General features: G+C 51.2%; 23 protein-coding genes and 1 tRNA gene. 13 read left to right on the top strand and 11 right to left on the bottom strand.

All coding sequences use genetic code 11. The features are described from left to right. Window positions 1–34: 34 nt before the first annotated feature. The 4 genes from JRC49_13615 (at window position 35) to JRC49_13600 (ending at window position 3,136) form a co-directional block, all read left to right on the top strand. Window positions 35–451, top strand: a complete 417-nt coding sequence (locus tag JRC49_13615; protein ID QTE70809.1) for a GNAT family N-acetyltransferase — start codon at window positions 35–37, stop codon at window positions 449–451. A gap of 11 nt (window positions 452–462) precedes the next feature. Then, on the top strand, window positions 463–960 hold the full coding sequence (locus tag JRC49_13610) for an NUDIX domain-containing protein (GenBank protein QTE70808.1): 498 nt from the start codon (window positions 463–465) through the stop codon (window positions 958–960). A gap of 152 nt (window positions 961–1,112) precedes the next feature. After that, entirely contained in the window at window positions 1,113–2,207 is a 1,095-nt protein-coding gene (locus JRC49_13605) for a hypothetical protein (GenBank protein QTE70807.1), read from the top strand. Between the two features lie 38 nt (window positions 2,208–2,245). Beyond that, entirely contained in the window at window positions 2,246–3,136 is an 891-nt protein-coding gene (locus JRC49_13600; GenBank protein QTE70806.1) for a nucleoside hydrolase, read from the top strand. Window positions 3,137–3,189: 53 nt separating this feature from the next. Here the strand turns inward: JRC49_13600 and JRC49_13595 are convergent, their stop codons facing one another. From JRC49_13595 to JRC49_13545, 11 genes are all read right to left on the bottom strand, one after another. Then, the gene (locus tag JRC49_13595; GenBank protein ID QTE70805.1) at window positions 3,190–3,555 is read right to left on the bottom strand and encodes a YccF domain-containing protein; all 366 of its coding nucleotides are present in this window, start codon (window positions 3,553–3,555) and stop codon (window positions 3,190–3,192) included. Window positions 3,556–3,571: 16 nt separating this feature from the next. Further along, complete coding sequence (locus JRC49_13590) at window positions 3,572–4,273, bottom strand: tyrosine-protein phosphatase (protein ID QTE70804.1); 702 nt, start codon at window positions 4,271–4,273, stop codon at window positions 3,572–3,574. 2 nt (window positions 4,274–4,275) lie between these two features. Next, window positions 4,276–4,968, bottom strand: coding sequence for an HAD-IA family hydrolase (locus tag JRC49_13585; GenBank protein ID QTE70803.1), 693 nt, complete (start codon window positions 4,966–4,968; stop codon window positions 4,276–4,278). Window positions 4,969–5,070: 102 nt separating this feature from the next. Further along, window positions 5,071–5,310 (bottom strand): hypothetical protein, encoded by a 240-nt coding sequence (locus JRC49_13580; GenBank protein QTE70802.1) that lies wholly within the window; start codon window positions 5,308–5,310, stop codon window positions 5,071–5,073. A 243-nt stretch (window positions 5,311–5,553) separates the two neighbouring features. Beyond that, on the bottom strand, window positions 5,554–7,080 hold the full coding sequence (locus JRC49_13575) for a WG repeat-containing protein (protein QTE70801.1): 1,527 nt from the start codon (window positions 7,078–7,080) through the stop codon (window positions 5,554–5,556). Between the two features lie 34 nt (window positions 7,081–7,114). Then, window positions 7,115–7,597 carry a hypothetical protein gene (locus JRC49_13570; protein QTE70800.1) on the bottom strand — a complete coding sequence of 161 codons (483 nt, stop codon included), beginning with the start codon at window positions 7,595–7,597 and terminating at the stop codon, window positions 7,115–7,117. 284 nt (window positions 7,598–7,881) lie between these two features. Then, window positions 7,882–9,585, bottom strand: a complete 1,704-nt coding sequence (locus tag JRC49_13565; GenBank protein QTE70799.1) for a WG repeat-containing protein — start codon at window positions 9,583–9,585, stop codon at window positions 7,882–7,884. A gap of 561 nt (window positions 9,586–10,146) precedes the next feature. Then, window positions 10,147–10,223: transfer RNA gene (locus JRC49_13560), tRNA-Val, on the bottom strand. 85 nt (window positions 10,224–10,308) lie between these two features. Beyond that, entirely contained in the window at window positions 10,309–11,070 is a 762-nt protein-coding gene (locus tag JRC49_13555; GenBank protein QTE70798.1) for a helix-turn-helix transcriptional regulator, read from the bottom strand. Between the two features lie 188 nt (window positions 11,071–11,258). After that, window positions 11,259–12,230: a prolipoprotein diacylglyceryl transferase gene (locus JRC49_13550; protein QTE70797.1), complete on the bottom strand. Its 972-nt coding sequence runs from the start codon at window positions 12,228–12,230 to the stop codon at window positions 11,259–11,261. Window positions 12,231–12,234: 4 nt separating this feature from the next. After that, window positions 12,235–13,170, bottom strand: coding sequence for a phosphodiester glycosidase family protein (locus JRC49_13545; GenBank protein ID QTE70796.1), 936 nt, complete (start codon window positions 13,168–13,170; stop codon window positions 12,235–12,237). Between the two features lie 144 nt (window positions 13,171–13,314). On the opposite strand from JRC49_13545, the gene JRC49_13540 reads away from it, so the two are divergent. From JRC49_13540 to carB, 9 genes are all read left to right on the top strand, one after another. Further along, window positions 13,315–14,352 (top strand): hypothetical protein, encoded by a 1,038-nt coding sequence (locus JRC49_13540; GenBank protein QTE70795.1) that lies wholly within the window; start codon window positions 13,315–13,317, stop codon window positions 14,350–14,352. Between the two features lie 189 nt (window positions 14,353–14,541). Continuing rightward, window positions 14,542–15,768 carry an argininosuccinate synthase gene (locus tag JRC49_13535; protein QTE70794.1) on the top strand — a complete coding sequence of 409 codons (1,227 nt, stop codon included), beginning with the start codon at window positions 14,542–14,544 and terminating at the stop codon, window positions 15,766–15,768. Between the two features lie 119 nt (window positions 15,769–15,887). Beyond that, a complete protein-coding gene (gene argC / locus JRC49_13530) occupies window positions 15,888–16,811 on the top strand; it encodes an N-acetyl-gamma-glutamyl-phosphate reductase (GenBank protein ID QTE70793.1) in 924 nt (307 codons plus the stop codon). 83 nt (window positions 16,812–16,894) lie between these two features. Further along, on the top strand, window positions 16,895–17,344 hold the full coding sequence (locus JRC49_13525; GenBank protein QTE72889.1) for a GNAT family N-acetyltransferase: 450 nt from the start codon (window positions 16,895–16,897) through the stop codon (window positions 17,342–17,344). Then, complete coding sequence (gene argJ, locus JRC49_13520) at window positions 17,331–18,578, top strand: bifunctional glutamate N-acetyltransferase/amino-acid acetyltransferase ArgJ (GenBank protein QTE70792.1); 1,248 nt, start codon at window positions 17,331–17,333, stop codon at window positions 18,576–18,578. Before JRC49_13525 ends, argJ begins: the two co-directional genes overlap by 14 nt. A 102-nt stretch (window positions 18,579–18,680) precedes the next feature. After that, window positions 18,681–19,580 carry an acetylglutamate kinase gene (gene argB / locus JRC49_13515; protein QTE70791.1) on the top strand — a complete coding sequence of 300 codons (900 nt, stop codon included), beginning with the start codon at window positions 18,681–18,683 and terminating at the stop codon, window positions 19,578–19,580. Between the two features lie 95 nt (window positions 19,581–19,675). Next, a complete protein-coding gene (locus JRC49_13510) occupies window positions 19,676–20,836 on the top strand; it encodes an acetylornithine transaminase (GenBank protein QTE70790.1) in 1,161 nt (386 codons plus the stop codon). 70 nt (window positions 20,837–20,906) lie between these two features. Next, window positions 20,907–21,977: a carbamoyl phosphate synthase small subunit gene (locus JRC49_13505; GenBank protein ID QTE70789.1), complete on the top strand. Its 1,071-nt coding sequence runs from the start codon at window positions 20,907–20,909 to the stop codon at window positions 21,975–21,977. Then, entirely contained in the window at window positions 21,970–25,161 is a 3,192-nt protein-coding gene (carB, locus tag JRC49_13500; GenBank protein QTE70788.1) for a carbamoyl-phosphate synthase large subunit, read from the top strand. The genes JRC49_13505 and carB overlap by 8 nt, the downstream gene beginning before the upstream one ends. Window positions 25,162–25,265: the final 104 nt, after the last annotated feature.

The raw sequence follows: 25,265 nt of genomic DNA, 5'->3' as shown, positions 1-25,265 counted from the left end.
CTTGTTCGGCGAACCGGCTGATATAGATCAGTGGATGGATCTTGTCCGTCTTGTCAGGAATAATTTCCCCGGTCTGGAAACAGAAGAATCCCTGGAAGAACATCGTCATACCGTCCTGAAATTCTTTGGAAAACAACAAGCTCTTTGCGTAAAGGATGGGAACCGGATTGCCGGCGTGCTGCTGTTTTCCAGGAACCGCAATATGATCTGCTGCCTGGCTGTCCATCCCGAATACCGCAGGAACGGAATCGCCTCCATTCTTCTGGAAACAGCCCTTGGAGAACTGGACCGAAGCCGGGACATCACGGTATCCACCTTCCGGGAAGAGGATGAAAAAGGAACAGCACCCCGCGCTTTGTACAGGAAATATGGCTTCTGTGAAGCCGAACTCACCATGGAATTCAATTACCCCAACCAGGTTTTTGTACTACACGGAAAAAGCCGTGAATAACAGGAGGCATTATGATAACGCTTGAAACGATCGGAGACAATTATTTTGGACACTGGGACGTCTGCCACACAGCCTGCCGCGGGATCATTGTACAGGACGGAAAAATTCTGTTGTCCTATGAAACCGTAACCGGGCAGTATATGATTCCGGGCGGCGGACTTGAAGGCGATGAAAACGAACGTACATGCTGTGCCCGGGAAGTGGCGGAAGAAACCGGGTTCCTGATCGAACCTTCGGAATGTGTGCTTGAGTTGGACGAATACTATGAAGACTGGAAGGGTGTCAGCCGGTACTTCTTCGGCAGGATCGTCGGAAAAACCGAAGTCAAACTGACAGCTCGGGAAAAGGAAGTCGGCATGGTTCCCTGCTGGCTGTCCCTGGAGGAAGCCATTGATATCTTTTCAAAGCATGCTTCCTATGCTGATACGGATGAAATGAGGCGCGGTCTCTATCTTCGGGAATATAAGGCATTGAAAGCATTGGAAGCGCAGATCCGTCAGTTTGTCTGACAGTGAAAAAACTTTGCAAAAAACGCACATTTGTTACATCGCTGTGATGACAGCGAAACACCCCTTCTGGTATATTGTATGCCGAAAGGGGTGTTTCGTTTATGTCATATGATGTCAATCAGGAAAACCGGGGGCCGGAGAAAAACGTCGTATTGAATAACTGGAAAAGCTCTGCCGTCTATCTGGTTCTGCTCGGCATACTCTGCTCTTTTCTGTCCATCTTTGGCGTTGCTGTCTGGCTCATTATTGCGGTAGCCAGAGTACTCTATGTCCGTCACAAGAACCGCAAGGCGGAAGGTGCGGAAAACATACCCGAAGAAACAGGAAAAATGTGTGAATTGTGCGATATTCCGACAGACACCCTCATCCCGGTTGTAACATCCGTTCATGGAAAACCCAAGACCCTCCATGTTTGTGAGGAATGCTATCATGCCAACGTTTTCCGGGCGCCTGGTGAAGAAGCTGCGCCTTCGGATGCAGAAAGCCGGAAGCATCTGCTTAAAGAAACCCCGGATGGGCGGGATGCCCGGATCGCCCTGCTGACAAAGAGAAGGAACTCAGGCAGGCCTTTGCAGGAAGATCTTTTCCTGGAAGATATAGAGGATGCAAAAACCATACGTAAAGTCTTTAATGTATGGTCATCCTATGAGTTTGAAGAAGACTATCCGGAGATCGATGCTGTTCTTGCAAAGCTGAAGGCAGAAGAATGTAACGGCAAGCTTTTCCTTCCTGATACAATGAAGCTGAAGGAAGAGCTCCAGGCATTATTCCACGGTGAAGATATTTTCACAGAGCCTGAAGAAGTTGACAATTCTTCTGACATCCCGGAGCAGACTGCCCTGCAGGAAAAAGCCGAAGCTCCTGTGCAGCCTGAACCGGTTGAAGAATCAGAGATTCAGGAGCCTAAAGAACTTCCCGATCATCTGCTCTACTGCCAGAGATGCAAACGTCTCTATTCCGGTGACAGATGTACGGATTGCAATAAAGAAGACGGTCGTGCACCGGAACCGGATGATCTTTGCTTCCTGATTGATTTGTATGAATTACAGAGTAATATGCTGGAAGATGCCCTCCGGCAGAAAAACATTCCTTTCCTGAAAGAGCAGATTTCCGGCATCGGTGATGTTGCCCGGGAAGTCCGCCCAATGTACGGCATTTTCCGTTTTTATACACTCTACAGGCACTTTGCGGAGGCCCTGACTGTACTGGATAATCTTCCGGTCAGCACTGAGCCGGAGGAGGAATAAAACAACACCGTCAGCCATCATATGAAAGGACGATTCAGATGATCAGAATACCGGATGAAAAAAAGATACGGGTCATTATCGATACGGACGCAGCCTGTGAAGCCGACGATCCCTTTGCCATTGTCCAGGCGCTTTTGAGTCCTAAGCTGATTATCAAGGGCATCCTGGCGGAGCACTTCAATGAAAAAGGATCCGTTCAGAAAAGCCATGATGAGATTATGACCATACTGGACGCCATGGATCTGAAGGTTCCTGTATTCATTGGCGAAGAAGATCCTGTGGATATTGCCGGCTGGCCGGACTCCGTTTCTGAAGCAGCGGAATTCATTATCAGCGAGGCTATGAGAGATGATCCGAAACCCCTTTATATTCTCTGCCAGGGAGCCATCACCAACCTGGCTGCGGCCCTGCATAGGAAACCCGCCATAAAAGATCGGATCAGGGTCATCTGGATCGGCACCCACGGCGTATCGGACAAACCGGCGCCTTTCCGGGAATTCAACGCCGGGAATGATGTTACCGCCGCCAATTATGTGCTGGAAAGCGGCGCGGATATCTGGCTGGTACCTTCTGACGTCTATACCACCATCACCGTAGGCCTGGCGGAACTGAAACTGAAGGTCCTCCCCTGCGGCCGGATCGGAAAGCACCTGTATGAGAACATGATTGATTACAATCTTTCTCCCCGTGCAGGCTGGACCCAGGGCGAATCCTGGTCTCTGGGTGACTCCCCTGCCATCGCCATCGCGCTGAATCCAGAGTGCGGCCGATATATCTATACCCAGGCACCCCATGTCGGAGAAGACACTTCCTCGTCTTCCCGTTCCGGCAATCCGGTCATCCGTGTCTATAAAAGTGTCGACTCCCGGTATATCCTGGAGGACTTTTTTGCGAAGCTGCAGCTGTTCGCGGCAGAAAAAGCAGAATAATACTTTATCTTGTAAACCAAAGGGGCATTCCGTTACGGAATGCCCCTGTTTTGTCAGTTATGAACAATCTTCGCGCCAAACGGCGTCAGTGCCAGCTTGGCAATCTTGAAGAACTGTTTTCCGAATGGAATCCCAATCACCGTACAGCACCAGAGGAAACCGACGATCAGGTTATAGACCGCCATCCACAGTCCGCAGCAAATGATCCAGATTACATTGGCCAGCGTTGAAACAGCTCCTCCGCCGTAGATAATTTCTTTCCCGAACGGCCAGAAGGACAGGCTGGCAAATTTGAAGCACTGCCGTCCCAGCGGAATGCCGATCACCGTCACACAGCAGAGCAGCCCCGCAACCAACCAGAGCAGCCCGCTGATAAATCCTCCGAAAATAAACCATAACAGGTTTCCGATTGTCTTCATGTTTTTCCTTCCTTGTTTACTCCAGTATTGTTTTCCGGAATGCTTCCAGCGTCTCCTCCGGTATTCCCAGCCTTCCGGTAATGTAGTCATTGCCCATTTCTTCCCAGGCCGAACGCAGATACCGTTCATCCGCGATAAATGCCTGATACGCACTCTCCGCCATTTCCGCTCCATGCGTCGCCAGCAGTTTCTCGCGCACCGCGTTGGCTTTGGGAATATTGACCAGATTGGTTTTCAGATAATCTTCCAGGATAATCTCCCGGTCAACGCCCAGCGCTTCCAGGATCAGCGCCGTCGTCATTCCGCACCGGTCCTTCCCTTCCGTGCAGTGCCAGAGCACAGCACCCTTGCTGTAGTCATGCTCCAGGATCGCTGTCAGGACTTTCCGGAAGGAATCAGCATATACCCGCATCAGGATACCGTAAAGCTCTGCCATATCCGGAATCAGACTCTGCTGTTTCTTCTCCTCATGGCTCACGCCATCGATACCCTCATTCACTTTTTCAAAGATTGGTATCGGAAGATATTCTCTTCCGCAGGCCTGATCAGGCTTTTCTTCCCTCTCTGCAATAGTCCTCAGGTCTATAATGGTTGAAATGCCGTTAAGGTCTTTATCCTCCGCCTCGCCCAGCTGCGCCGAACGGATGATCTTACCCGGACGGATAGTTCTGCCGTCCTTTGTTTTAAGTCCGCCAAGATCTCGTTTGTTCTGAATCATGTTTAGTTTTTCCTCTCCCGGTCTATATATTTCAGGATATCCTGCTGATGTTCCGCATGTTCAAATTCATCCAGGATAGGGCAAGGAATATGCGGCTCATATGCTCTTTCATGAAACCAGGTGCACTGCACTGGGTGCATTCCGGCTTCCCGGGCAGCATACAGTTCTCTGGAACCGCCATCACCTACATACAGGCACTCTTCCGCCTTCACATTCAGCAGCCCTGTCATTTTCTCATATAAGGCACGATCCGGTTTGCAGATTCCCTGTTCAAAGGAAATCAGCGCCGCGTCAAAGTATGGAAACAGCGGGCTCTCCCGGATGATATCCCGCTCATCTGAAAATGTATTGGTAATAAGCCCGATCTTGATTCCCCGTTCCTTCAGTCCCCGTAACATCCGGATTGTTTCCTCTGGAATGGCTGAGAAAGTGTCATTCAGTGCTTCACGCCGCTTTCCCGCCCCCAGTTTCACTTTCTCCTCAGTATAAATGCCCAGTCTTTTCAGGACGATTGCCAGTCCTTCTTCAATCGTGTACTTACCGGTACTTCTGTCTTTTTCGATGGAGTGCCATTCTTTCCTGAACGTAAAAAGATCTGCGCCGACGTCTTCGGCCAGATCTTCTCCAAAATACGTTCTGCCCACGAACAGGGTTACCAGGGTCTCGAACATGTCAAAAACCACAGCCTTGATCAAATGTCACCACCTCCTCAGACGGCATTCTATCACAAAACGGACACCGGGGACAGTCCCCCCGGTGTCCATTTCCTCTATCCGCTTACTTTCTGACGCAGATTTTTACTTGTCGGCTTTTTTGCCATCCTTCAGCAAACCCCAAAACAGGAAGCCAATGCCGGCAACCAGTGCGACGATGGCGGCAATCAGCAGGTTCGGTCCGACATAGTTCAGGCTGTTCTGGAAAAGCTCAGCGCTCCAGGTGGATGTGCTGCTCATGAAGATAGCGGCGGCCACATACCGGGCACCGGCCAGAATCGCAGCGATCAGGCAGAAAATTGCTCCTGTAATCTTATTGTTCATTATCGTATCCTCCTTGCCCTGTGGGCATCGTTCTTTCTGTTTCCGACCGGCTTTCCCGCCGGCCACATATAGATACGCCTGTTTCAGGAGGATGGCAGTAAAGTTGATATTTTTTGTAAAAAAGAAAGAGAGGCCTTGCACTGCAAGGCTCTGATCTCTTTTCTTTATATAAACGGACACTGGCGACGTTCTCCGGTGTCCGTTTTGTTTGCCCGTTGTGTCAACAGATAATCCTGAACAGTTTTACGGATCTTCTTCGCTTCCCTGGCCGAAAACAAATACGATTTCTCCTTTATGATTGATATATTGATCATCACACTCTTCCGTCTCAACCAGTGCCAGTTCGCCGGCAAACGGCGTGCCTTCTTTATATTGACATGGAATCACCAATTCACCTCTATCATTTACATATCCGGACTTTCCGTCTTTTTCCACGCATATCATGCCAAAAGCATAATCACTGTAGGCGACAAATCCTTCATGACTATCCTCATATACTTCATATATAGCTTCCTGCAGGCAGTTACCGTCAGCATCCATAAAACCATACAGCATTGTTTCATCTGATTGGTAAAGCACTATCCCGTTTTCAGTAATGGACTCAATCCAACCGTCTATCTTGATTTCTTTGATGGTTTCACTCCTCCTGTCAAAAAGAAACCATCGTTTTTCATCCTCTTTTAAGCCGCTGTAGTAGGCAGTAATCTCCTTTCCCGCACGAACTGCGTCGCAGAAAACCGGAAGATATGCTGCGCAAGTCCCGTCTTCACGGATAATCATGTTTTGTCCGTCTTTTGACTGTACCGCCAGATAACCTTCAGTCCAATCATCTTCAACTTCCCGGTATTCCCCTTCAAACAGTATGCTGCCATCCGGTTTGATACACTGGTATAATTCTCCATCCACTGAAATCATGATATTTCCGTTACGACAATCCAGATAATCCTGTAAAACACCTGTTATCGGATGGCCTTCGAAATCCAGGAGAATATAACGATCATCCTTTGTCATGCATACAATCCCCTGGCTGCCCGCAAAATAAAAATCCGCGTGTACTGACCTGTTTGCGTCGTCTGGAAGAACAATCGTTTCAGGCAGTGAGAGAACCGTTCCTTCGGCTGTAACATAATAATATGGATTATATTCAGGGTCGTCTCCGCGCACCTCGATCACATTGTAATCATTCCAGGACAAATATATATCCCAAATGTAAATCAGATCAAACTGTGGTTCAATAACAAGGCGTTCTGTATTCAGGTCATAAAATCCGTATCCCAAATCATGCGATATGACCGGTACAATCCTTCCCCCAATAGAAACATCATCCACAAACTCATAATCTGTGTCAGGATTCAATTCTGTTTTATTTCCTGTCCGCCAGTCAAAGCATCCGGTTGCAACAAATTCATCATCCCTGTCCCCGTACTTTTCATAGCCATATACCCAATAGCAATCTTTCCCGATATAGGGATTTTCAAATGCAAAATCATCAATACCGCGTATGTTATCCACTATGGTTTCTCCTTTTGTATTGATGATTTCGTATAATTCGATGTCCGTTTCATTCTCCTGTCCAGGCTTAAGTACAATGGCATAATCGCCACAAAAATCTTCCGCGTCTTCATACTGTGGTTTAATCACCCATTCGCCCTTTTCGTTTATATACCCATAGAAGCCGTATTCATCCTCAGCTGGGTACAAGTTGGTTGCTTCCGCCAGTACCGTCAAATGCAGAATGACAAGGCAAATCGTCACAAACACCATGCTCATTGTCCGTTTTATCATTTGTCCTTCATTCTCCTTCTTAAAAATCTGTTCTGAGTAGAATATACTCTCCGACTTTCCCTTGCCAGTAAGCAATCGTCGGATGCGCTGATCCATCTCGATAGATATACAGATTAGCTTGTGCATCCCCGGTTTTGGTATCAACCTGCACATCTATGTATATCTGATAATGTCCATTTCCTTCCACATCACAATTGAAAAGTCCTGCACTGAAATTCCAGTCTTTTTCTATCGGTGCATCCGGCCAGAATGCTTTGATCTCTTCTTTGGAGAAAACACCGTTTAATTCTATAGGGCCATAGCCGATAGTACGTTTCAGTTCACCATTGATAATCCTGACCGGTGTCTTCTTTGCGCCATGTTCTTTTTCCGCCCATGTTGCATCCTGAGAAAGATGAATTGTTGTCACATGATTTCCCTCAGAGTGAAATATTGCGGATATTTTTATAATACAGTTGCTGTGAGGAAAAAGTATGACAGCTGTTAAGGCAATGATAATCAAGGTAAGAGCTCCTATGTACAGTCGTTTTCTTTTCTGCAAGCAATCATTTCCCCTTTTGATATAGTGCGTTTTGCTGTCTAATATGATAACGACATAAACACACGATAGCATTCATTGTTATCGTCAAAACACTATAAGGGTTTAAAAGATTTTTATGATCATCTGTTTTCGAACCTATGTTCAGTTCGATCAATGGGAGCACAGTGGATGTCGTAGGTTCGTAGCGACTATTCCAGAAAAAAACAGATCCATGAAGGATCTGTTTTTAAACTTTGGGATTTATATTATCGCATCATTTTGAATCGTTCCAGATAACCTGGCTCAACTCTGTCAAAATATGTATATTCATCACCCAGATCCATTCTGTATTCTTCAACATTGTAAAAACGCAGCTTATACCTCATTGAAGAAGTAGTATTATTTCCATCTGTGCTTAATTCAAGAACAAATGGAGACGAGTCCATTGTCTCTTCATCCTGATCCATATTCATCAAAATATCCCAATGTTGCAATTCTTCATATTTATCACTATAAGTACCGTCATTATAGAAAGCAATCACATGTTCACTTTCATCATAAGAAGAATACCATTCGCCTACAAGTGCTTGGCGTGCTTTTTCAATCGTCATATTGGATACAGAATAACGTTTTCCTTCATCAAGCATTTGCTGAATTTCTTCTTTTCTCCCATCTTCTGCCCAGACCACTTTCCCTTCCAAGTTGATATATGCAGAAACCAGTTTATATTGTGCATCCAAAATGCCAATCTCAGCAAGTCCATTCTCAAATGGATAAGCCCTATCAAGTGGATAATTGCCGAACAACATCTCACCGGATGCTTTTATATAATCACAGCCTTTTTCATCGGATGAGACGCTTTCCCAGCAGTCCATACTTGGCGTAATCCAGTTATCTATTTCATAGTTATATTCCGGAATAACATTCTCGACTATCATATCGCCTTTTGCATTGACAAGGCATAAATCTTCATAATGTTTGTAAACCCAAGCAACCCCATCCGAATTAAATTCAGTTGCCGATATGATACCTTTATCCTCATCAGCCCATGGCACGTTGTTTCCTTGACTGTCAATATAACCTGTATGCCACATTGCAAGGCCGCATGGAGTCTGTGAAGCCTTACGCTTGGTAAATTCAAATTCCGACATTTTCTCCCCATCGGGCAGGATTTCTATTTCTTTTTTTTGATAATAATACAATGCTTTTAAGTCATTGCGCCAGTAACTATGTCTTGACAATTTAGTTGAAAGTATATTTCCATCCATGTCTATTATCTTCCACAATTCCTCATCTGATTTATTATACTCACGCATTAACAGATAAGATGAATTCGATTGTTCATCTTCATAGATGTCCTCTATATATCCGATATATATTTCTTCTTTGACTTTATTCCCATTCCGATCAAGAATGACGAAACTAGGATGATAATACCACCATTCAAGAATAACCCTGTCATTCCATTCGTATAAACTATAGCTCGATGGATATTTATCTTCTTGTTTTGCTGTTAGTTCGTCCTCTTCCTCATACAGCTCATATCCCAGAAAACTACTATCCAGTTCAATAGATCTCCCGGTATCTGCAAAATACAGAATAGAACACCGATCCTCAGTCATAGGATCCAGGATAAACATATTCCCTGCCATTTCTGGTTCATTACCGCCCAATTGTGTTTCTGAATAATCTATATGCCAATCCGGTAAGTCTGCAACGATATTTCCTTGCTTATCAAGCAATTTGAATGGACTGTACAACGGAGCAGGCTCCGTCTCAACTACTGCATATCCAGCACTTGTATATGGCCAGATCCGCGAATATATAGGCTCCACTATCCAATCGCCATCCGTGTTGATAATTCCTTCTTTCCACCCATTCTTTGCTATATAGAGAGAATTATCTTCTGCTTCTGCTCCGATGAAGAAAAAGCACATAAGCATTATTCCTACAACAAGCCACCGTTTCATTCTCCGGCACCTCCGATAATGCAATATTACCATTCAATACTTGTATCTGATATTATAACGAAAAACTTGCTGCAAATCATTCATTCTTATAGCAAAAGAACCGGGATGATAGAATAATGTGTATACGACAATTTAGTTATCGAACCTATGTTCCGTTCGCTCAATGGTCGCACAGAATCCTTGGAGCGGACTCTGTGCTCTCTTTCGCGCTAACAAACTCGAGTCGCTTGCCTTCGGCACTCGAACCTTTGTTCCGCATGCTCAATCGGCGCGACTGTCCACTGGACAGATCGCTTGTTTCGCATGAGAAAGCCGCCGACGAGATTTCCGCTCCCGAACCTATGTTTCGTTCGCTCAATGGTCGCACAGAATCCTTGGAGCGGACTCTGTGCTCTCTTTCGCGCTAACAAACTCGAGTCGCTTCCGACTCTGTCGGACAGCCCACTGGGCTGACGCTTCTCTCGTTTGCCCCCACGATCGTGGGGCCCCTGAAGTCATAGGTTCGAGTCCTCAATCCCAAAACCAAGAAAAAAACAGATCCATGAAGGATCTGTTTTTTCTTGGTGGGATTAGTAGGACTCGAACCTATGACCCCCACGATGTCAACGTGGTGCTCTAACCAACTGAGCTATAATCCCAAACGGTCAGCGAAAGGGATTATAGCATAGGCCGATGATAAATGCAAGGACTTTTTCCTGTCTCCTTTCGATTCTCTTTGCGCCGTTAATGGATCATAGCCAGAATGGCCGGAATCCAGGCGGCATATCCTTCAATCCTGTACCTTTCCTCTTCCTGCCCTTCCTGTACGGACACCGGTAGTTCAGAAAGAATCTTTTCCGCTTCAGCAGTTTCCGTCTTCACCGCTTTTGCGATTTCCTCTGCCGAAGCATACCGGTCAGGCTCTCCGGTAGTCAGTTCCTGCAGGGCAAACAGGACCTTCAATACTTTTTCATCACCAAACAGTTCCAGCATGCATGCGTTTTTCCGGATCTCTGTCTTTTTCTTTTTGTTCCATGCCCTGTTGTCAGCAAACAGGATCACATTCCCTTCCCTGACAGTCTGACCCTCTGTATCGCTCCATGCGGACAGGCCCCATGTACCCGTATTTCCCTTTGCGTAATCCTTTTCCTGCCAGCTGATTTGTTTTTTATATCCGGCGGAGATGACAATCTCGTGCAGCTGTGCCGCCAGCCGGTAAGCTTCGTCAAAGCATTTTGCCTCCGGCAGGTCAGTGAAATACTTTTTCAGTGTCAGGCATAATGCTTCCAGGCTTGCGGCCGGCGTATGCCCCATAAGCTCATCAACCGAAATCCCGAAATAATCCGCAATCTGCGGAACTAGCTGGATATCCGGATAGCATTGCCCTGATTCCCATTTGGAAACTGTCTGGTTCGTCACGCCGAAATGCCTGGCAAGCGTTTCCTGGGTAATACCCTTCTGTCTTCTCAGAAAACTGATCTGTTCACAGATTCTGATATCGTTCATGATTCTTTCCTCCAATATGTTTTGTTTCTGCCGGCAAATACAATATAGTCTGTATATTCCTTTATTTCAATGACGTCTTGGTTGATTCTTGTTAATTTCTCCAACTTGCAGTTGGATTATATCATATGCTTTTGTCTATAGCAAAACCGGAACCCCGATGAGGGTTCCGGTTACAGGATCGGATGATATCAGGCTTCCTTCGGAAAAGCTTTGCGCCATTGCGGCAGAACAGTCAGAAGCATTCCGATGCAGCAAGCAGCCATCACCAGATAGTTCAAGTCCACACGCATCCAGAGCAGGAAGTTGATCTTCTGGTCAAGCGCGAATTCCAGCAGCATGATGATCCCGGCGAAAAGCAGCAGCAGCACTGTGCGGATGCACAGTTCCTTCACATTCCGCTCTTCCTTCGTCTGTTTCAGCCAACAGAAAATCAGAATGCCCAACACCAGAATCGCGCTGATCAGCTGATTGGCCTTCACAAAGCTCCAGATGATCACTTCATCTTTCCGCATGGACTCAAAAATGATCTGACAGGAAGCATACATCAGAAGCAACAGAGAGCAGACTCCGCCGGTCTTCCGTTTTTTCATTCTCAGGAGGACGATCAGGAACACAACTGCCGCCAGGCCTTCCCACAGGTTGATGGAAAAACGCCAGGCGCCGTAATAATTTTTTACTGCAAAGGGGAAGCGGCAAATCGCATCCGGTTCCTCCCAGGCGATCATGCTCCACTCCCCTTCGGGATCGAACCATGTCTTTACGCCTGTACCATAACCGGCGCCAATCAGATATTCAGCAAACCGGCCAGCAATAATCAGTAATGCTGCCGGAGCTGCCGCCGCATCCGCGATCTTTCCGAAGGACTGGCCGGTGATCTTCGCGGTAAGGAACACCGCGGCAAACCCACCGAGTACGGCACCATAAAGCATATAGCTGTATCCGCTGCTGATAAAGTTCCAGAAGGAAAGTTCGCTGTTTTTAATCCAGTCAAAGGAGCAGAGAAAGAAAGCCGCCCGGCCGGCCAGAACGCACAGCGGAAACGCAACCGCTCCGAAAACAAACGCTGTACCGGTCCGTATCCCGGTTTTTCTCTTTTGCAGAAGCATCAGTGCCAGTGCAAGCACCGCTGCCCCTGTAATAACCAGAGCAAAGCTGTCCATTATGTCAGTCCCCCGATGCCGCAGAAGCGAAATAGATCATACCCGGGATTTCGCGCATACCGATCGCCTTGTTGACCTTTTTCTGGCCCAGCCAGAGTTCGGAAGTTCCGCCTCCGTCCAGATTGTACGCAATCTTGCATTCCGGAAACTTCTTGACGATAAAGTCCGCCAGTTCCTGGCCGTTCATGCCGTATCCTGTTTTAGCGGAGTCCACAGTAAATACCGCATACTTCAGCGGCCCCAGCTGGCAGATTGCCGTTCTGGCCGTTGCCAGGTTCAGGGAATGTGTACTCGAGTTTCTCTCGATCTTCTGGGCCACACCATCGATTACCAGAGCCGGTCCGAAGGTGAAGATATTCACCGCTTTTTTCCCGTCTGCTTCCAGGTTGGCAAGGAAGGCCTGTACATCGGCAGAAGATGCTTTCTGAACCACAGACAGGTCACCCTGGTCGTCAATGATCAGCACGTCCTGTTTCAGGCCCTCATCCCAGTCATCCAGGTTGTCCAGGAGCAGTTCGCCCTGACGCATCACATAGCCCTTGAAGTTGCTCATCTTGACGTAGTCGTCATTGAACGCAACAACAGCGTTGAGATAAGGAACGATCTCCTCAGGCTGTGCGCCCTTCTTGATATCAAAGCTGTCAAAGCTCAGCGCTGTACGGATCTGAGAAGGATCCTTGATCTCGATCACAACCCAGCTGATGGTAGTACCGCCGTCACTGGACTTGGAATCATAGTTTTTTCTCTGATCCAGTACAGCATGAATAGATTCGTCCTCATATTCCTTGTTCGGCACGATCCAGCCTTCCGCTTTCGGCGCGGTTCCATGCTCCAGCATATCCAGCGGAATCGGTTTGATTTCCGCCACGGCGGAACCAAGCATACAGAGGGCCATTACAGCGACCGCCAGCACAAGCAGAAAACGTTTTTCTGAACGCATTTCAGATAACTCCTCCCAGACTTTTCATACAGAGTTATTTATATCATAGGAAGGCATTCCACGCAAGCTTCTTGAAGCAATCAGCTTGACATGGATTCCTTCTTTTATGATAATAATTTCATTCCTTTCAAAGGAGGTTTCAGGATGAAAAAACGTTTCTGCATCCTGTCTTTCTGTCTGCTTTTCCTGCTGCTGGCAGCTGTCTGTTCCGCTTATGCCGATGATCTGCCGTCCAACTACAGCAAGGCACTGAAATATGTCAAAAACAACCAGCCCATGGAGGCCGTTGCCACAAATGTCGGCTGGAACCCGCAGCAGCTCACGGATATCCGCAACGCGCTGCCGGAAGGCGCTGTGTTCCATTTTACCTGTAAATGGAACGGCGTCACCTTCTCGGATGAAAGTGAAGCACTGGATCTAACCAAAGCAAAGAAGGATCTGAATGATAATACTTTCCGTCTGCTGCTGGCCCTTTGCCCGAATGTGAAGTCCGTGGACAACTCCACCAACAAGCTGCCCTCCAATGACACTTTCATTCCCCTGATGGAGGAGCATCCTGAAATTCATTTTGAATGGATTGTTCATCTCCGCGGAGAACACTACTGCCCTACCAACGCTACCGCCTACAGCACGCTGAATCACACGGATTATGGCACCCGTCTGAAATCCTCAGATCTGGAACTGCTGCAGTATATTCCCGGCCTGAAAGCCCTGGATGTGGGACATAACTCCTTCACAGACCTGAGCTTCCTCCGCTTCTTCCCGGATCTGGAACTGCTGATCATCTCCAACAACGATCATGTGGATGACCTGACCGAGGTCGGTAAGCTCACTCACCTGAAGTACCTGGAAGTGCATAACACCCACGTTTCTGATCTGTCTCCCCTGGCCAACTGTAAGGAAATGCTGGATCTGAACGTCTCCTCCACCTGGGTGACGGATCTGTCCCCTCTGGATGAAGTCACTTCCCTGGATCGGTTCTGGGCAAACGGGCTGAAGAAGCTTCCGGAATCAGAACAAACCCGTTTCAAGGAACTTCACCCCAACTGCACCGCTGATTTCACCGTCAAGGGTTCAGCCATTTCACACAAATGGCGTGAGCACGATCGTTTCTATCGCTTCCGCAGATGCTTCAGGCATAAAATATGGGTACCCTTTGACAAACCCTGGCCCGAAGACTGACTCCTCGCCCGGCATTGCCGGGCTTTTTCATTTCTATTCATTATTTGTACCGTTTATGCATAACATTATGCATATATTCATTTTATAAGTTTCTTTAAAAATGTTATGATTTTCTATTGTTTTCCTCTTGACAACCGGTTTTAAGGGGTGTATATTGCCTGCATAATCATGCAGAAGGAGGTCACCCCAATGAATAAAGCTGACATCAAGAAAGTCGTCCTCGCCTACTCCGGCGGTCTCGATACATCCATCATCATCCCGTGGCTGAAGGAGAACTACAACGATCCTGAAATCATCGCCGTCTCCGGCGACGTCGGCCAGGGTACCGAACTGGACGGTCTGGAAGAAAAGGCCATCAAGACCGGTGCCAGCAAGCTGTACGTGCTGGACCTGACTGAAGAATATGTGGATGACTACATCATCCCCACCATGAAAGCCGGCGCTGTCTATGAAGACTACCTGCTGGGCACCAGCCACGCACGGCCCTGCATCGCCAAGGGTCTGGTGGAAATTGCCAAGAAGGAAGGCGCTGACGCCATCTGCCACGGCTGCACCGGTAAGGGTAATGACCAGGTCCGGTTCGAGCTGGCTGTGAAACACTTCGCTCCCGACATGCCCATCATCGCCCCCTGGCGTGAGTGGAGCATCCAGTCCCGGGATGAAGAAATCGACTATGCCGAAGCGCACAACATCCCGCTGAAGATCAACCGGGAAACAAACTATTCCAAGGATAAGAACCTCTGGCACCTGAGCCATGAAGGTATGGATCTGGAAGATACCGGCAACGAGCCGCTGTACGAGAAGCCCGGCTTCCTGGAAATGGGTGTTTCCCCCATCGACGCTCCCGATGTTCCCACTTACGTGACCATCGAGTTCGAAAAGGGTATCCCGGTCGCCCTGGACGGCGAAAAGATGTCCGCCAAGAACATCATCCTGAAGCTGAATGAGCTGGGCGGCGCCAACGGTATCGGCATCATCGACATCGTCGAGAACCGGCTGGTCGGCATGAAGTGCCGCGGCGTGTATGAGACCCCCGGCGGAACGATCCTGTACAAAGCTCACGAGACCCTCGAATCCATCTGCCTGGATAAGCTCACCATGCACGAGAAGCAGAAGCTGTCCATCACCTTCGCCGAACTGGTTTACAACGGCCTGTGGTTCTCTCCCCTGCGGGAAGCGCTGTCCGCCTTCGTGGACAAGACCCAGGAAAAGGTTACCGGTAAAGTGAAGCTCAAGCTCTACAAGGGCAACATCATCAAAGCCGGTGTCTGGAGCGATTACTCCCTGTATTCTGAAGATATCGCCACCTTCGGTGCCAGCGATTACGATCAGAAAGATTCCGCCGGCTTCATCACCCTGTTCGGTCTGCCCACCAAGGTTCAGGCGCTGGTGGACGCTGCAAATCAGAAGAAGTAATCTGAATCTCATTGAAACCATTCCCGCCCTCACCCGGCGGGATGGTTTCATATCATAGGGCGGTATCTGAAATTCTTCATTTTTCATTCTTCATTCTTCATTTGATGAAAGGAACTTTCATGATTCAGGTTTTTATTGACGGAAGCGCCGGAACCACCGGCCTGCGGATCCGGGAACGCCTTTCCGCCCGGAAGGATATTGAACTGATCATCCTGCCGGAAGAGACCCGCAAAGATCCCGCTGCCCGGGCGGAAGCACTGAACAGTGCCGCCGTTTCCTTCCTCTGCCTGCCGGATGCGGCAGCAATAGAAGCCGCCTCCTTCGTAACCAGTCCGGATGCTGTCATCATTGACACCTCCACCGCGCACCGGGTATCAGAGGACTGGGTGTACGGCATGCCGGAACTGACCGGCCTGCGGGAGAAGCTGATAACAGCAAAGCGTATAGCCAACCCCGGCTGTCACGCCACCGGTTTCATCTCCCTGGTAGCACCGCTGGTCTCCGCCGGACTTCTGAAAAAAGATGTCCGCCTGTCCAGTTTTTCTCTCACCGGTTACTCCGGCGGCGGAAAAAAGATGATTGCGGAGTACGAGTCTGAGGACGTGGATCCGCTGTACCAGGCGCCTCGGCAGTACGGCCTTACCCAGATGCACAAGCATCTGCCGGAAATGGCTAAGCTGTGCAGCCTGGATCACGCGCCGGTATTCAGCCCCATCGTGGCTCCGTACTACGCCGGCATGGAAGTCACCGTGCCGCTGACGCCCGCGGAAACCTCCGCCACACCTGATGAAATCCGTGAAGTCTATAAGGCATATTATCAGAAGGGCCTGATCCGCTATGCGGAAACGCCGGATGAAAGCGGCTTCCTCTCCGCCGGTGCTTTTGCCGGCCGGGATGATCTGCAGGTCTCCGTTTACGGAAACGAGGAACGGATCCTGCTGGTATCCCGCTTTGACAACCTGGGCAAAGGTGCCTCAGGCGCGGCAATCCAGAATATGAACATCGCACTCGGCCTTGATGAGGCAGAAGGCCTGGTGGTTTAAGCCGGCACAAAGCTGGCTGCATCAAACTCAACGGGGAGTTAATGATGGATCAGCAGTTAATCAACGAAATCGACATCATGCCGATGAAACCGGAGGATTACGACGACGTCCGGGCCCTCTGGATGACCATCCGGGGCTTTGGCATCCGCGCGCTGGATGATTCCCGGGAAGACATTGAGCGCTTCATTCAGCGGAATCCCACCACAAGCGTTGTCGCGAAGGCCGGGAACCGGATCATCGGCACAATCCTGTGCGGTTCTGACGGCCGCCAGGGCGCCCTGTATCATGTATGCGTCGCTAAGGAATACCGGCGCCGGGGCATCGGCACCCACATGGTCGGCTTCTGTATGCATCAGCTGAAGGCCATGGGCATCAACAAAGTAGCACTGATTGCCTTCACAGCCAACGATGCCGGAAACGCCTTCTGGAAACAGATCGGCTGGAACAAACGTTCCGACGTTAACTACTACGATTTCGTACTGAACGATAAGAACATTACGCGTTTTATAGGAGAAGACAATGAAGATTCGTAAGATAGCGGGCGGTTTTACCGCAGCAAAGGGATTTAAGGCTGCAAGCTGCGAAGCGGCCATCAAGTATCAGAACCGTCGGGATATGGCGCTGCTGTTTACGGATGTGCCCTGTGCGGTAGCCGGAACCTTCACTTCCAACCGGGTCAAGGCCGCTCCCGTGCTTTGGGACATGGGCATTGTAAAGTCCGGCAAGCCCGCCCGTGCCGTGGTTGTCAACACCGGCATTGCCAATGCAGGCACCGGTGAGGAAGGTATGCGCCTGTGCAGTGAAACCGCAAAGCATACCGCCGAAATCCTGGGAATCTCCGCCGATGAAGTTCTGGTTGGCTCCACCGGCGTCATCGGTCCGAATGTGCCCCTGGACCGGATCACTGCGGGCGTCACCGTGATGGCAAAGAATCTTTCTGATTCTGCTGAAGCCGGCACCCTGGCCAGCAAGGCCATCATGACCACCGATACCGTGAACAAGGAATATGCGGTAGAGTTCGATCTTCCCGCCGTTTCCGGCGAAGGCACGGTTACCGTCCGCCTTGGCGGCATGAGCAAGGGCTCCGGCATGATTCATCCGAACATGTGCACCATGCTGGGATACCTGGCCACAGACTGCGCCATCGATCCCTCCCTGCTGCAGAAAGCACTCAGCAATGTGATCAAGGACACCTTCAACATGATCACCGTGGACGGCGACACCAGCACCAACGATACCCTGCTGCTCTTCTCCAGCGGTCTTGCCGGTAACAAGCCGATCACAGTGGAAGATGAAAGTTATGAGCTCTTTTGTTCCGCTCTGTACAGCGTCTGCCATGATCTGTCAGTCCTGATGGCTTCTGACGGTGAAGGCGCTACCCACCTGTTGGAAATCCGCGTTTTCAACGCTGACACGAAGGAAAACGCCCGAACCCTGGCCCGTTCAGTAGCCGGATCCAGTCTGGTCAAAGCCATGATCTATGGCAAGGACGCCAACTGCGGCCGGGTGCTCTGTGCCCTCGGTTATGCCGGTCCTGCCTTTGATCCGGCAAACATCGTCATCACCATGACCGGTAAATCCGGTTCCGTCTGCTTCTACAAGGACGGCTGCGTGCAGCTCTTTGATGAGGAAAAGGCACTGGCCATCCTTTCCGAGCACGATGTGCACTTTGACTGTGATATGAACATGGGTGACGAGGAAGCCACCGCCTGGGGCTGTGATCTCACCTATGACTACGTCAAAATCAACGGCGATTATCGGACCTGACACGCTGTTTCATTCAACAGGTCTGAAAAGTATCTCAATTATGAATTTTGAATTGTGAATTATGAATTTTGATTCCAATCAGTGAAGATCATAAGGAGTGCTATGATGAATACCAACCTCACTAACATGGAGCGGGCGGAAGTCCTGACCGCTGCTCTGCCTTACATCCGCCGTTACGCTGGCAAGGTGGTTGTCGTGAAATACGGCGGAAATGCCATGATCAATGACCAGCTGAAGCAGCAGGTCATGGAGGACATCGTCCTGCTGTGGCTGATCGGCGTGCGCATTGTGCTGGTTCACGGCGGCGGCCCGGAGATCAACGATCTCATGGACAAGCTCGGCAAAAAGCCGGAGTTTGTGGATGGCCTGCGTGTCACGGATAAGGAAACCATGGACATTGTCCAGATGGTGCTGGCCGGCAAAATCAACAAGACGCTGGTCAACCTGCTGGAAATGAAAGGTGGCAAAGCTGTCGGTCTCTCCGGTATGGACGGACGCCTGCTGCAGTGCAGCATGAAGGATGAACGCCTGGGCTATGTGGGCGAAATCCAGAAAGTGCACATCCAGCCTGTCACCGACCTGCTGGACCGGGGCTACATCCCGGTAGTCTCCACCGTCGGCTGTGACAAGAGCGGCAACGCCTACAACATCAATGGCGATACTGCTGCAGCTTATATCGCCGGAGCGCTGGGTGCCGAGCGTCTGATCATGATGACAGACATTGCCGGTGTACTGAAGGACAAGAACGATCCTTCCACCCTGATTCCCCAGATCACCCTGCCTGAGCTGCCCTCCCTGTATGACAGCGGCATTATCTCCGGCGGCATGATCCCGAAGGTGGAATGCTGTGCGAAAGCCCTTTCCCGTGGCGTTCGCAACGTAGTTATCATGGACGGCCGCGTCCCTCACTCCATCCTGATGGAGCTTCTCACCGACGAAGGTGCCGGCACCATGGTCTCCAAAGGAGAAGAAGCTGATGACAGGCAAAAGGGCTGGGAGTGAGCGTCAAAATATCAAATCCGCAGGATGAAGATATTTTGTCCACCATTAATTCTGAATTCTGAATTCTTAATTCTGATAATTATCCGGAGGTTCCTATGAACACCATCGAACTGGACAACCAATACGTCGCCTCCACCTACAAACGGTTCCCCATTGAAATCATCAGCGGCAAAGGTTCCCTGGTAAAGGATGTCAATGGCAAGGAATATATCGACATGGGTTCAGGCATCGCAGTCACCTCCTTCGGTGTAGCGGATGACGAATGGATCGCAGCTGTGGAAAAGCAGATCCACAGCGTTCAGCATATGTCGAACCTGTTCTACACTGCTCCCTGTGCCAACCTGGCCAAGGCCCTGTGTGATAAGACCGGCATGTCCAAGGTGTTCTTCTCCAATTCCGGAGCAGAAGCCAATGAATGCGCCATCAAGGTTGCCCGGAAATGGGCCGCGGAACACAAAGGACCCGCCTGCTCTACTATTGTGACGCTGGAGCAGAGCTTCCATGGCCGGACCCTGACCACCCTGGCCGCCACCGGACAGGATCACTTTCACGAACTCTTCCAGCCTCTGACTCCCGGCTTTGCTTCTTTCCCTGCCGGAGATATGGATGCGCTGAAAAAGCTTTGCGCTAACGGCACTGTCGCCGCGGTTCTCATCGAGATGGTACAGGGTGAAGGCGGCGTCATCGCCCTGGCTCCGGATTTCGTGAAGGAGCTGGCTGCCTTCCTGAAGGAGCAGGATATCCTGCTCATGGTGGACGAAGTGCAGACCGGCAACGGCCGCACCGGCACCATGTACGCCTATATGCAATACGGTCTGCAGCCTGATGTGGTTTCTACCGCCAAGGGACTGGCCGGTGGCCTGCCCATGGGCGCCACCCTGATGAGCGAGAAAGTGAAGGATGTCCTTTCCTACGGCGATCACGGTTCCACCTTCGGTGGCAATCCGATCGCAGCGGCAGCTGCGCTCTCCATTGTGGAGCGGCTGACAGATGACTTTCTCGCTGAGGTCACCCGCAAGAGCCAGCTGATCCGCAGCCTGCTGGAGGGTGCTCCCGGAATCGAAAGCATCTCCGGTCTGGGTCTGATGATCGGTCTGAAGACCACCAAACCCGCCGCAGAAGTTCTGGCCGCCTGCAGGGAAAACGGCGTTCTCTGCCTCACCGCAAAGGATAAAGTCCGCCTTCTCCCCGCCCTGAACACCCCGGACGAACTCCTGATCAAAGCCGCAGACGTCATCAAAGCTGCCTGCAAATAACCTTTTACCTCCTACCTCCTACCTCCTACCTTGTAACTACCTCCTACTTTATACCTAAGGAGTTTGAACTATGGCTTATCTTGTGCTTGCAAACGGAACCGTCTTTGAAGGCCGCCGCATCGGCGCGCACATCGATCGGATCGGTGAACTGGTTTTCACTACCGGTATGGAAGGCTACCTGGAAACCCTGACGGACCCCAGTTATTACGGTCAGATCGTCACCCAGACCTTCCCCCTGATCGGCAACTACGGCGTAATCGAGGAAGACTTTGAAGGGCACAGCGAACTGTTCGGCTATATCGTCCGTGAACTGTGCGACACACCTTCCAACTTCCGCTCTGCCTATCCGCTGAATGAATACCTGGTGGCCAAAGGCATCCCCGGCCTGTGCGGCGTGGACACCCGTGAGATCGTCCGCATCACCCGGGAAGAGGGCGTCATGAACGCCATGATCTGCGACGAGATCCCGTCGGATCTCAGCGAGATCAGGAATTTCACAGTGAAAGATGCCGTGGATTCCGTCACGGAAGCCGTGAAAGAATCCTTCCCTGCCGAAGGTAAGGAAATCTGCCGTGTCGCCCTGATCGATTACGGAGCCAAGCACAATATCATCCGCAGCCTGCAGAAGCGCGGCTGCTCCGTTACGGTGTGGCCTGCCCGCACTACCGCCGAAACCATCCTGGCCTCCGATCCGGACGGTATCATGCTGTCCAACGGTCCCGGAGATCCGAAGGAAAACACTTTCTGCATTGGCGAACTCAAAAAGCTGATCGGCAAACTGCCTGTCTTCGGCATCTGCCTCGGCCACCAGCTGGCTGCCCTTGCCCTTGGCGGAGACACCATCAAGCTGAAATACGGCCACCGCGGCGGCAATCAGCCCGTGCGCGACCTGGCTGCCGGCCGTACCTATATCACTTCCCAGAACCACGGTTACGCGGTCGTGGCGGATTCCCTGAAGGGCATCGGTACCGAATCCTTCCGGAACGCCAATGACGGAAGCTGCGAAGGCATGGATTATCCGGACCTGAAATGCTTCACCGTCCAGTTCCATCCCGAAGCCGCATCCGGCCCCCGGGATACAGCGATTCTGTTTGACCGCTTTGTTGAAAACATGACGAATGGAGGAAAAGCCAATGCCTAAGGACAGTTCAATCAAAAAGGTTCTGGTCATCGGTTCCGGCCCCATCGTCATCGGCCAGGCTGCTGAATTTGACTACGCCGGTGCCCAGGCCTGCCGCGTGCTGAAAGCGGAAGGCATCAACGTGGTGCTGGTGAACTCCAACCCCGCCACCATCATGACCGACCAGCATCTGGCGGATGAAATCTACCTGGAGCCGCTGAACGCGGCCACTGTCCGCCGGGTTATCGAAAAGGAACGTCCGGACGGACTGATCGCCGGTCTCGGCGGTCAGACCGGTCTGACCCTGGCCATGCAGCTGAGCCGCGACGGCACCTTGGAAGAATTTGGTGTTCGTCTGCTGGGTTCTCCTATTGAAGCTATCGAGCGGGCGGAAGACCGTGAGCGTTTCCGGGAAACCATGCTGAAGGCTGGTCAGCCCTGCGTGCCTTCCGGCATTGCGGAGAACATGGAAGACGCCCTGAAATGGGCCAATGAGATTGGTTACCCCGTCATCGTCCGTCCCGCCTATACCCTGGGCGGCAGCGGCGGCGGTATTGCGGCCAATGAAGAAGAAATGCGCGTCATCGCCCGTGCAGGCCTTGACGCTTCCCCCATTACCCAGATTCTGGTGGAGAAGTGCATCTCCGGCTGGAAGGAAATTGAGTTTGAAACCATGCGGGACGCCCAGGGCAACGTCATCGCCGTCTGCTCCATGGAAAACGTGGACCCCGTAGGTATTCATACCGGTGACAGCGTGGTTGTGGCGCCTGCCCTGACCCTGTCCGATAAAGAGTACCAGATGCTCCGGACCGCGTCGCTGGATATCATCAGCGCCATCGGCATCGTCGGCGGCTGCAACTGCCAGTTTGCCCTGAATCCTGATTCCTTCGAATACGCGGTCATCGAGGTCAATCCCCGTGTCAGCCGTTCCTCCGCCCTGGCCAGCAAGGCTACCGGCTATCCGATCGCCAAGATCACAACCCGCCTTGCCCTGGGCTATTCCCTGGACGAGATCGCCAACGATATCACCGGCAAAACCTGCGCCTGCTTCGAGCCCACCGTCGACTATGTGGTCGTCAAGTTCCCGAAGTGGCCCTTTGATAAGTTCTATGGTTCCTCCCGCCGCCTGGGCACCCAGATGAAGGCCACCGGCGAAGTCATGGCCATCGGCCAGCGCTTCGAGGAAGCCCTGATGAAGGCTGTCCGCGGTGCGGAAATCTCCCTGGATACGCTGAACGCGCTTCCCCTGACGGACGAACCCATCCGGGATCGCCTGGCCCGCCAGGATGACCGCCGTCTCTTCACCGTCTTTGAAGCCCTGAAGCAGGGTATGACCGTGGACGAGATTTTTGAAATCACAAAGATCGACCGGTTCTTCCTCTACCGGCTCCGCGCCATGGCTGAACTGGAAATGCGGACCGAAGGCAAGGGCCTGCAGCCCGGCGACTATGAAACCTTCAAGAAAATGGGCTATCCGGACAAAGCCATCATGCGGATCACCGGTGCGAAGGAAGTCCCCGGCTGGAAGATGAGCTACAAAATGGTTGATACCTGCGGTGCTGAGTTTGCCGCAGAAACACCTTACTTCTACTCCTGCACGGACAAGGCCTGCGAGTCCCGCAGCCTGAAGCGTTCCGGCCGTCCTGTTGTCATCGTGCTTGGTTCCGGTCCCATCCGGATCGGCCAGGGTATCGAGTTCGACTACTCCTCCGTCCACTGTGTGTGGACCCTGCGCCGCATCGGCTATGATGTGGTCATCATCAACAATAACCCGGAGACCGTCTCCACCGACTATGACACCGCGGACCGCCTGTACTTCGAGCCTCTCACTCCGGAAGACGTCATGAACGTCATCGAGGTGGAAAAGCCCGTCGGTGTCGTGGTAGCCTTCGGCGGCCAGACCGCCATCAAGCTGACCCAGTTCCTGGATTCCCAGGGCATCCGCATCCTGGGCACCAGTGCTGAATCCATTGATATCGCTGAAGACCGTGAGCGGTTCGACGCCCTGCTGGAGCAGTTCAGCATCCGCCGTCCCCGCGGCATGGGCGTCCGCACCATGGAAGAGGCCGTTGCCGCCGCGGAAGGCCTGGGCTATCCCGTTCTGCTGCGTCCCTCCTACGTGATCGGCGGCCAGAACATGACCATCTCCCGCAGCCGGAAACATACCGTGGACTACATGACCCGGATTCTCTCCGGCGGCATCGAAAACCCGGTGCTGGTAGACCAGTATCTGCCCGGCATTGAGCTGGAAGTGGACGTTATCTCCGACGGCAAGGATGTGCTGATCCCCGGCATCATGGAACATATTGAACGTGCCGGTGTTCACAGCGGTGACTCCATCGCCGTTTATCCGCCCTTCAACCTGACCGAGAAGTTCCAGGAGAAGATCTGTGATATCTCCACCAAGCTTGCCCTCGCACTGGGCACCAAAGGCCTGGTGAATATCCAGTACCTGATCTATGACAATGAACTGTACGTCATCGAAGTGAATCCCAGGGCTTCCCGGACAATCCCCTATATTTCAAAGGTTACCGGCGTTCCCATGGTGGATCTCGCTTCCCGCGTCATGCTGGACGAGCCGCTGAAGGATCTGGGCTACGGTACCGGGCTCTATCCCGTCCCGCCCTACTGTGCCATCAAGGTACCGGTCTTCTCCTTTGAGAAGCTGAACGACGCTGACTCCATCCTCGGACCGGAAATGAAGTCCACCGGTGAAGTGCTGGGCATCGGCATCACCAAGGCAGAAGCGTTGTTCAAAGGCCTGTCCGCTGCCGGCTTCCATCTGCCCACCGCCCGTGAAAAGGATCACACCGGCGTGCTTCTGTCCGTTGAAGACGAGGACTTCCCGGATGCCATTGCCGTAGCTAAGCGCTGCTACGATCAGGGCATCAGCGTCTATGCCACCAAGGATACCGCCCGGGCCATTTCTGCCGTCGGCATCCACGTGACTCCCGTTGCTGACCCGAAGATCAGCGATGAGATCATCGGCCTGATGGAAAACGGCTCCGTGAACTACATCATCTATACCGGTGCTGTCAAGGACGACACTGTGGGTGACTACACCGTTCTCCACCGCAAGGCCATGGTTCTGGGTATCCCCTGCATGACCTCACTGGACACCGCCAACGCCCTGATGGATATCCTCGGTTCCCGCTTTACCCTGCAGAATACCGAGCTTGTCGACATCAACCACATGAGACGCTAATCATCAACAACAAAAAGGCCCATCGATTCATCGATGGGCCTTTTTTGTATGCTTCAAGCATCCATAATTATGAATTATGAATTGTTGAGCAGTTGTCCAAATCT

Source organism: Clostridiales bacterium FE2011, from assembly GCA_017569305.1.
In the GTDB taxonomy this organism is placed as follows: domain Bacteria; phylum Bacillota; class Clostridia; order Christensenellales; family Aristaeellaceae; genus Aristaeella.
The sequence above is the reverse complement of the archived record's forward strand: the minus strand, read 5'-3'. Positions and strand labels throughout refer to the sequence as shown.

Excerpts from the sequence above, each read along its gene's own strand:
- JRC49_13580 (QTE70802.1), bottom strand. The coding sequence starts at position 5,310 with ATGAACAATAAGATTACAGGAGCAATTTTCTGCCTGATCGCTGCGATT.
- carB (QTE70788.1), top strand. The coding sequence starts at position 21,970 with ATGCCTAAGGACAGTTCAATCAAAAAGGTTCTGGTCATCGGTTCCGGC.
- JRC49_13555 (QTE70798.1), bottom strand. The coding sequence starts at position 11,070 with ATGAACGATATCAGAATCTGTGAACAGATCAGTTTTCTGAGAAGACAG.
- JRC49_13550 (QTE70797.1), bottom strand. The coding sequence starts at position 12,230 with ATGGACAGCTTTGCTCTGGTTATTACAGGGGCAGCGGTGCTTGCACTG.
- JRC49_13615 (QTE70809.1), top strand. The coding sequence starts at position 35 with ATGGATCTTGTCCGTCTTGTCAGGAATAATTTCCCCGGTCTGGAAACA.
- JRC49_13505 (QTE70789.1), top strand. The coding sequence starts at position 20,907 with ATGGCTTATCTTGTGCTTGCAAACGGAACCGTCTTTGAAGGCCGCCGC.
- JRC49_13595 (QTE70805.1), bottom strand. The coding sequence starts at position 3,555 with ATGAAGACAATCGGAAACCTGTTATGGTTTATTTTCGGAGGATTTATC.
- JRC49_13575 (QTE70801.1), bottom strand. The coding sequence starts at position 7,080 with ATGAGCATGGTGTTTGTGACGATTTGCCTTGTCATTCTGCATTTGACG.
- JRC49_13510 (QTE70790.1), top strand. The coding sequence starts at position 19,676 with ATGAACACCATCGAACTGGACAACCAATACGTCGCCTCCACCTACAAA.
- JRC49_13525 (QTE72889.1), top strand. The coding sequence starts at position 16,895 with ATGAAACCGGAGGATTACGACGACGTCCGGGCCCTCTGGATGACCATC.
- argB (QTE70791.1), top strand. The coding sequence starts at position 18,681 with ATGATGAATACCAACCTCACTAACATGGAGCGGGCGGAAGTCCTGACC.
- JRC49_13600 (QTE70806.1), top strand. The coding sequence starts at position 2,246 with ATGATCAGAATACCGGATGAAAAAAAGATACGGGTCATTATCGATACG.
- JRC49_13535 (QTE70794.1), top strand. The coding sequence starts at position 14,542 with ATGAATAAAGCTGACATCAAGAAAGTCGTCCTCGCCTACTCCGGCGGT.
- JRC49_13590 (QTE70804.1), bottom strand. The coding sequence starts at position 4,273 with ATGATTCAGAACAAACGAGATCTTGGCGGACTTAAAACAAAGGACGGC.
- argC (QTE70793.1), top strand. The coding sequence starts at position 15,888 with ATGATTCAGGTTTTTATTGACGGAAGCGCCGGAACCACCGGCCTGCGG.
- JRC49_13610 (QTE70808.1), top strand. The coding sequence starts at position 463 with ATGATAACGCTTGAAACGATCGGAGACAATTATTTTGGACACTGGGAC.
- JRC49_13565 (QTE70799.1), bottom strand. The coding sequence starts at position 9,585 with ATGAAACGGTGGCTTGTTGTAGGAATAATGCTTATGTGCTTTTTCTTC.
- JRC49_13545 (QTE70796.1), bottom strand. The coding sequence starts at position 13,170 with ATGCGTTCAGAAAAACGTTTTCTGCTTGTGCTGGCGGTCGCTGTAATG.
- argJ (QTE70792.1), top strand. The coding sequence starts at position 17,331 with ATGAAGATTCGTAAGATAGCGGGCGGTTTTACCGCAGCAAAGGGATTT.
- JRC49_13540 (QTE70795.1), top strand. The coding sequence starts at position 13,315 with ATGAAAAAACGTTTCTGCATCCTGTCTTTCTGTCTGCTTTTCCTGCTG.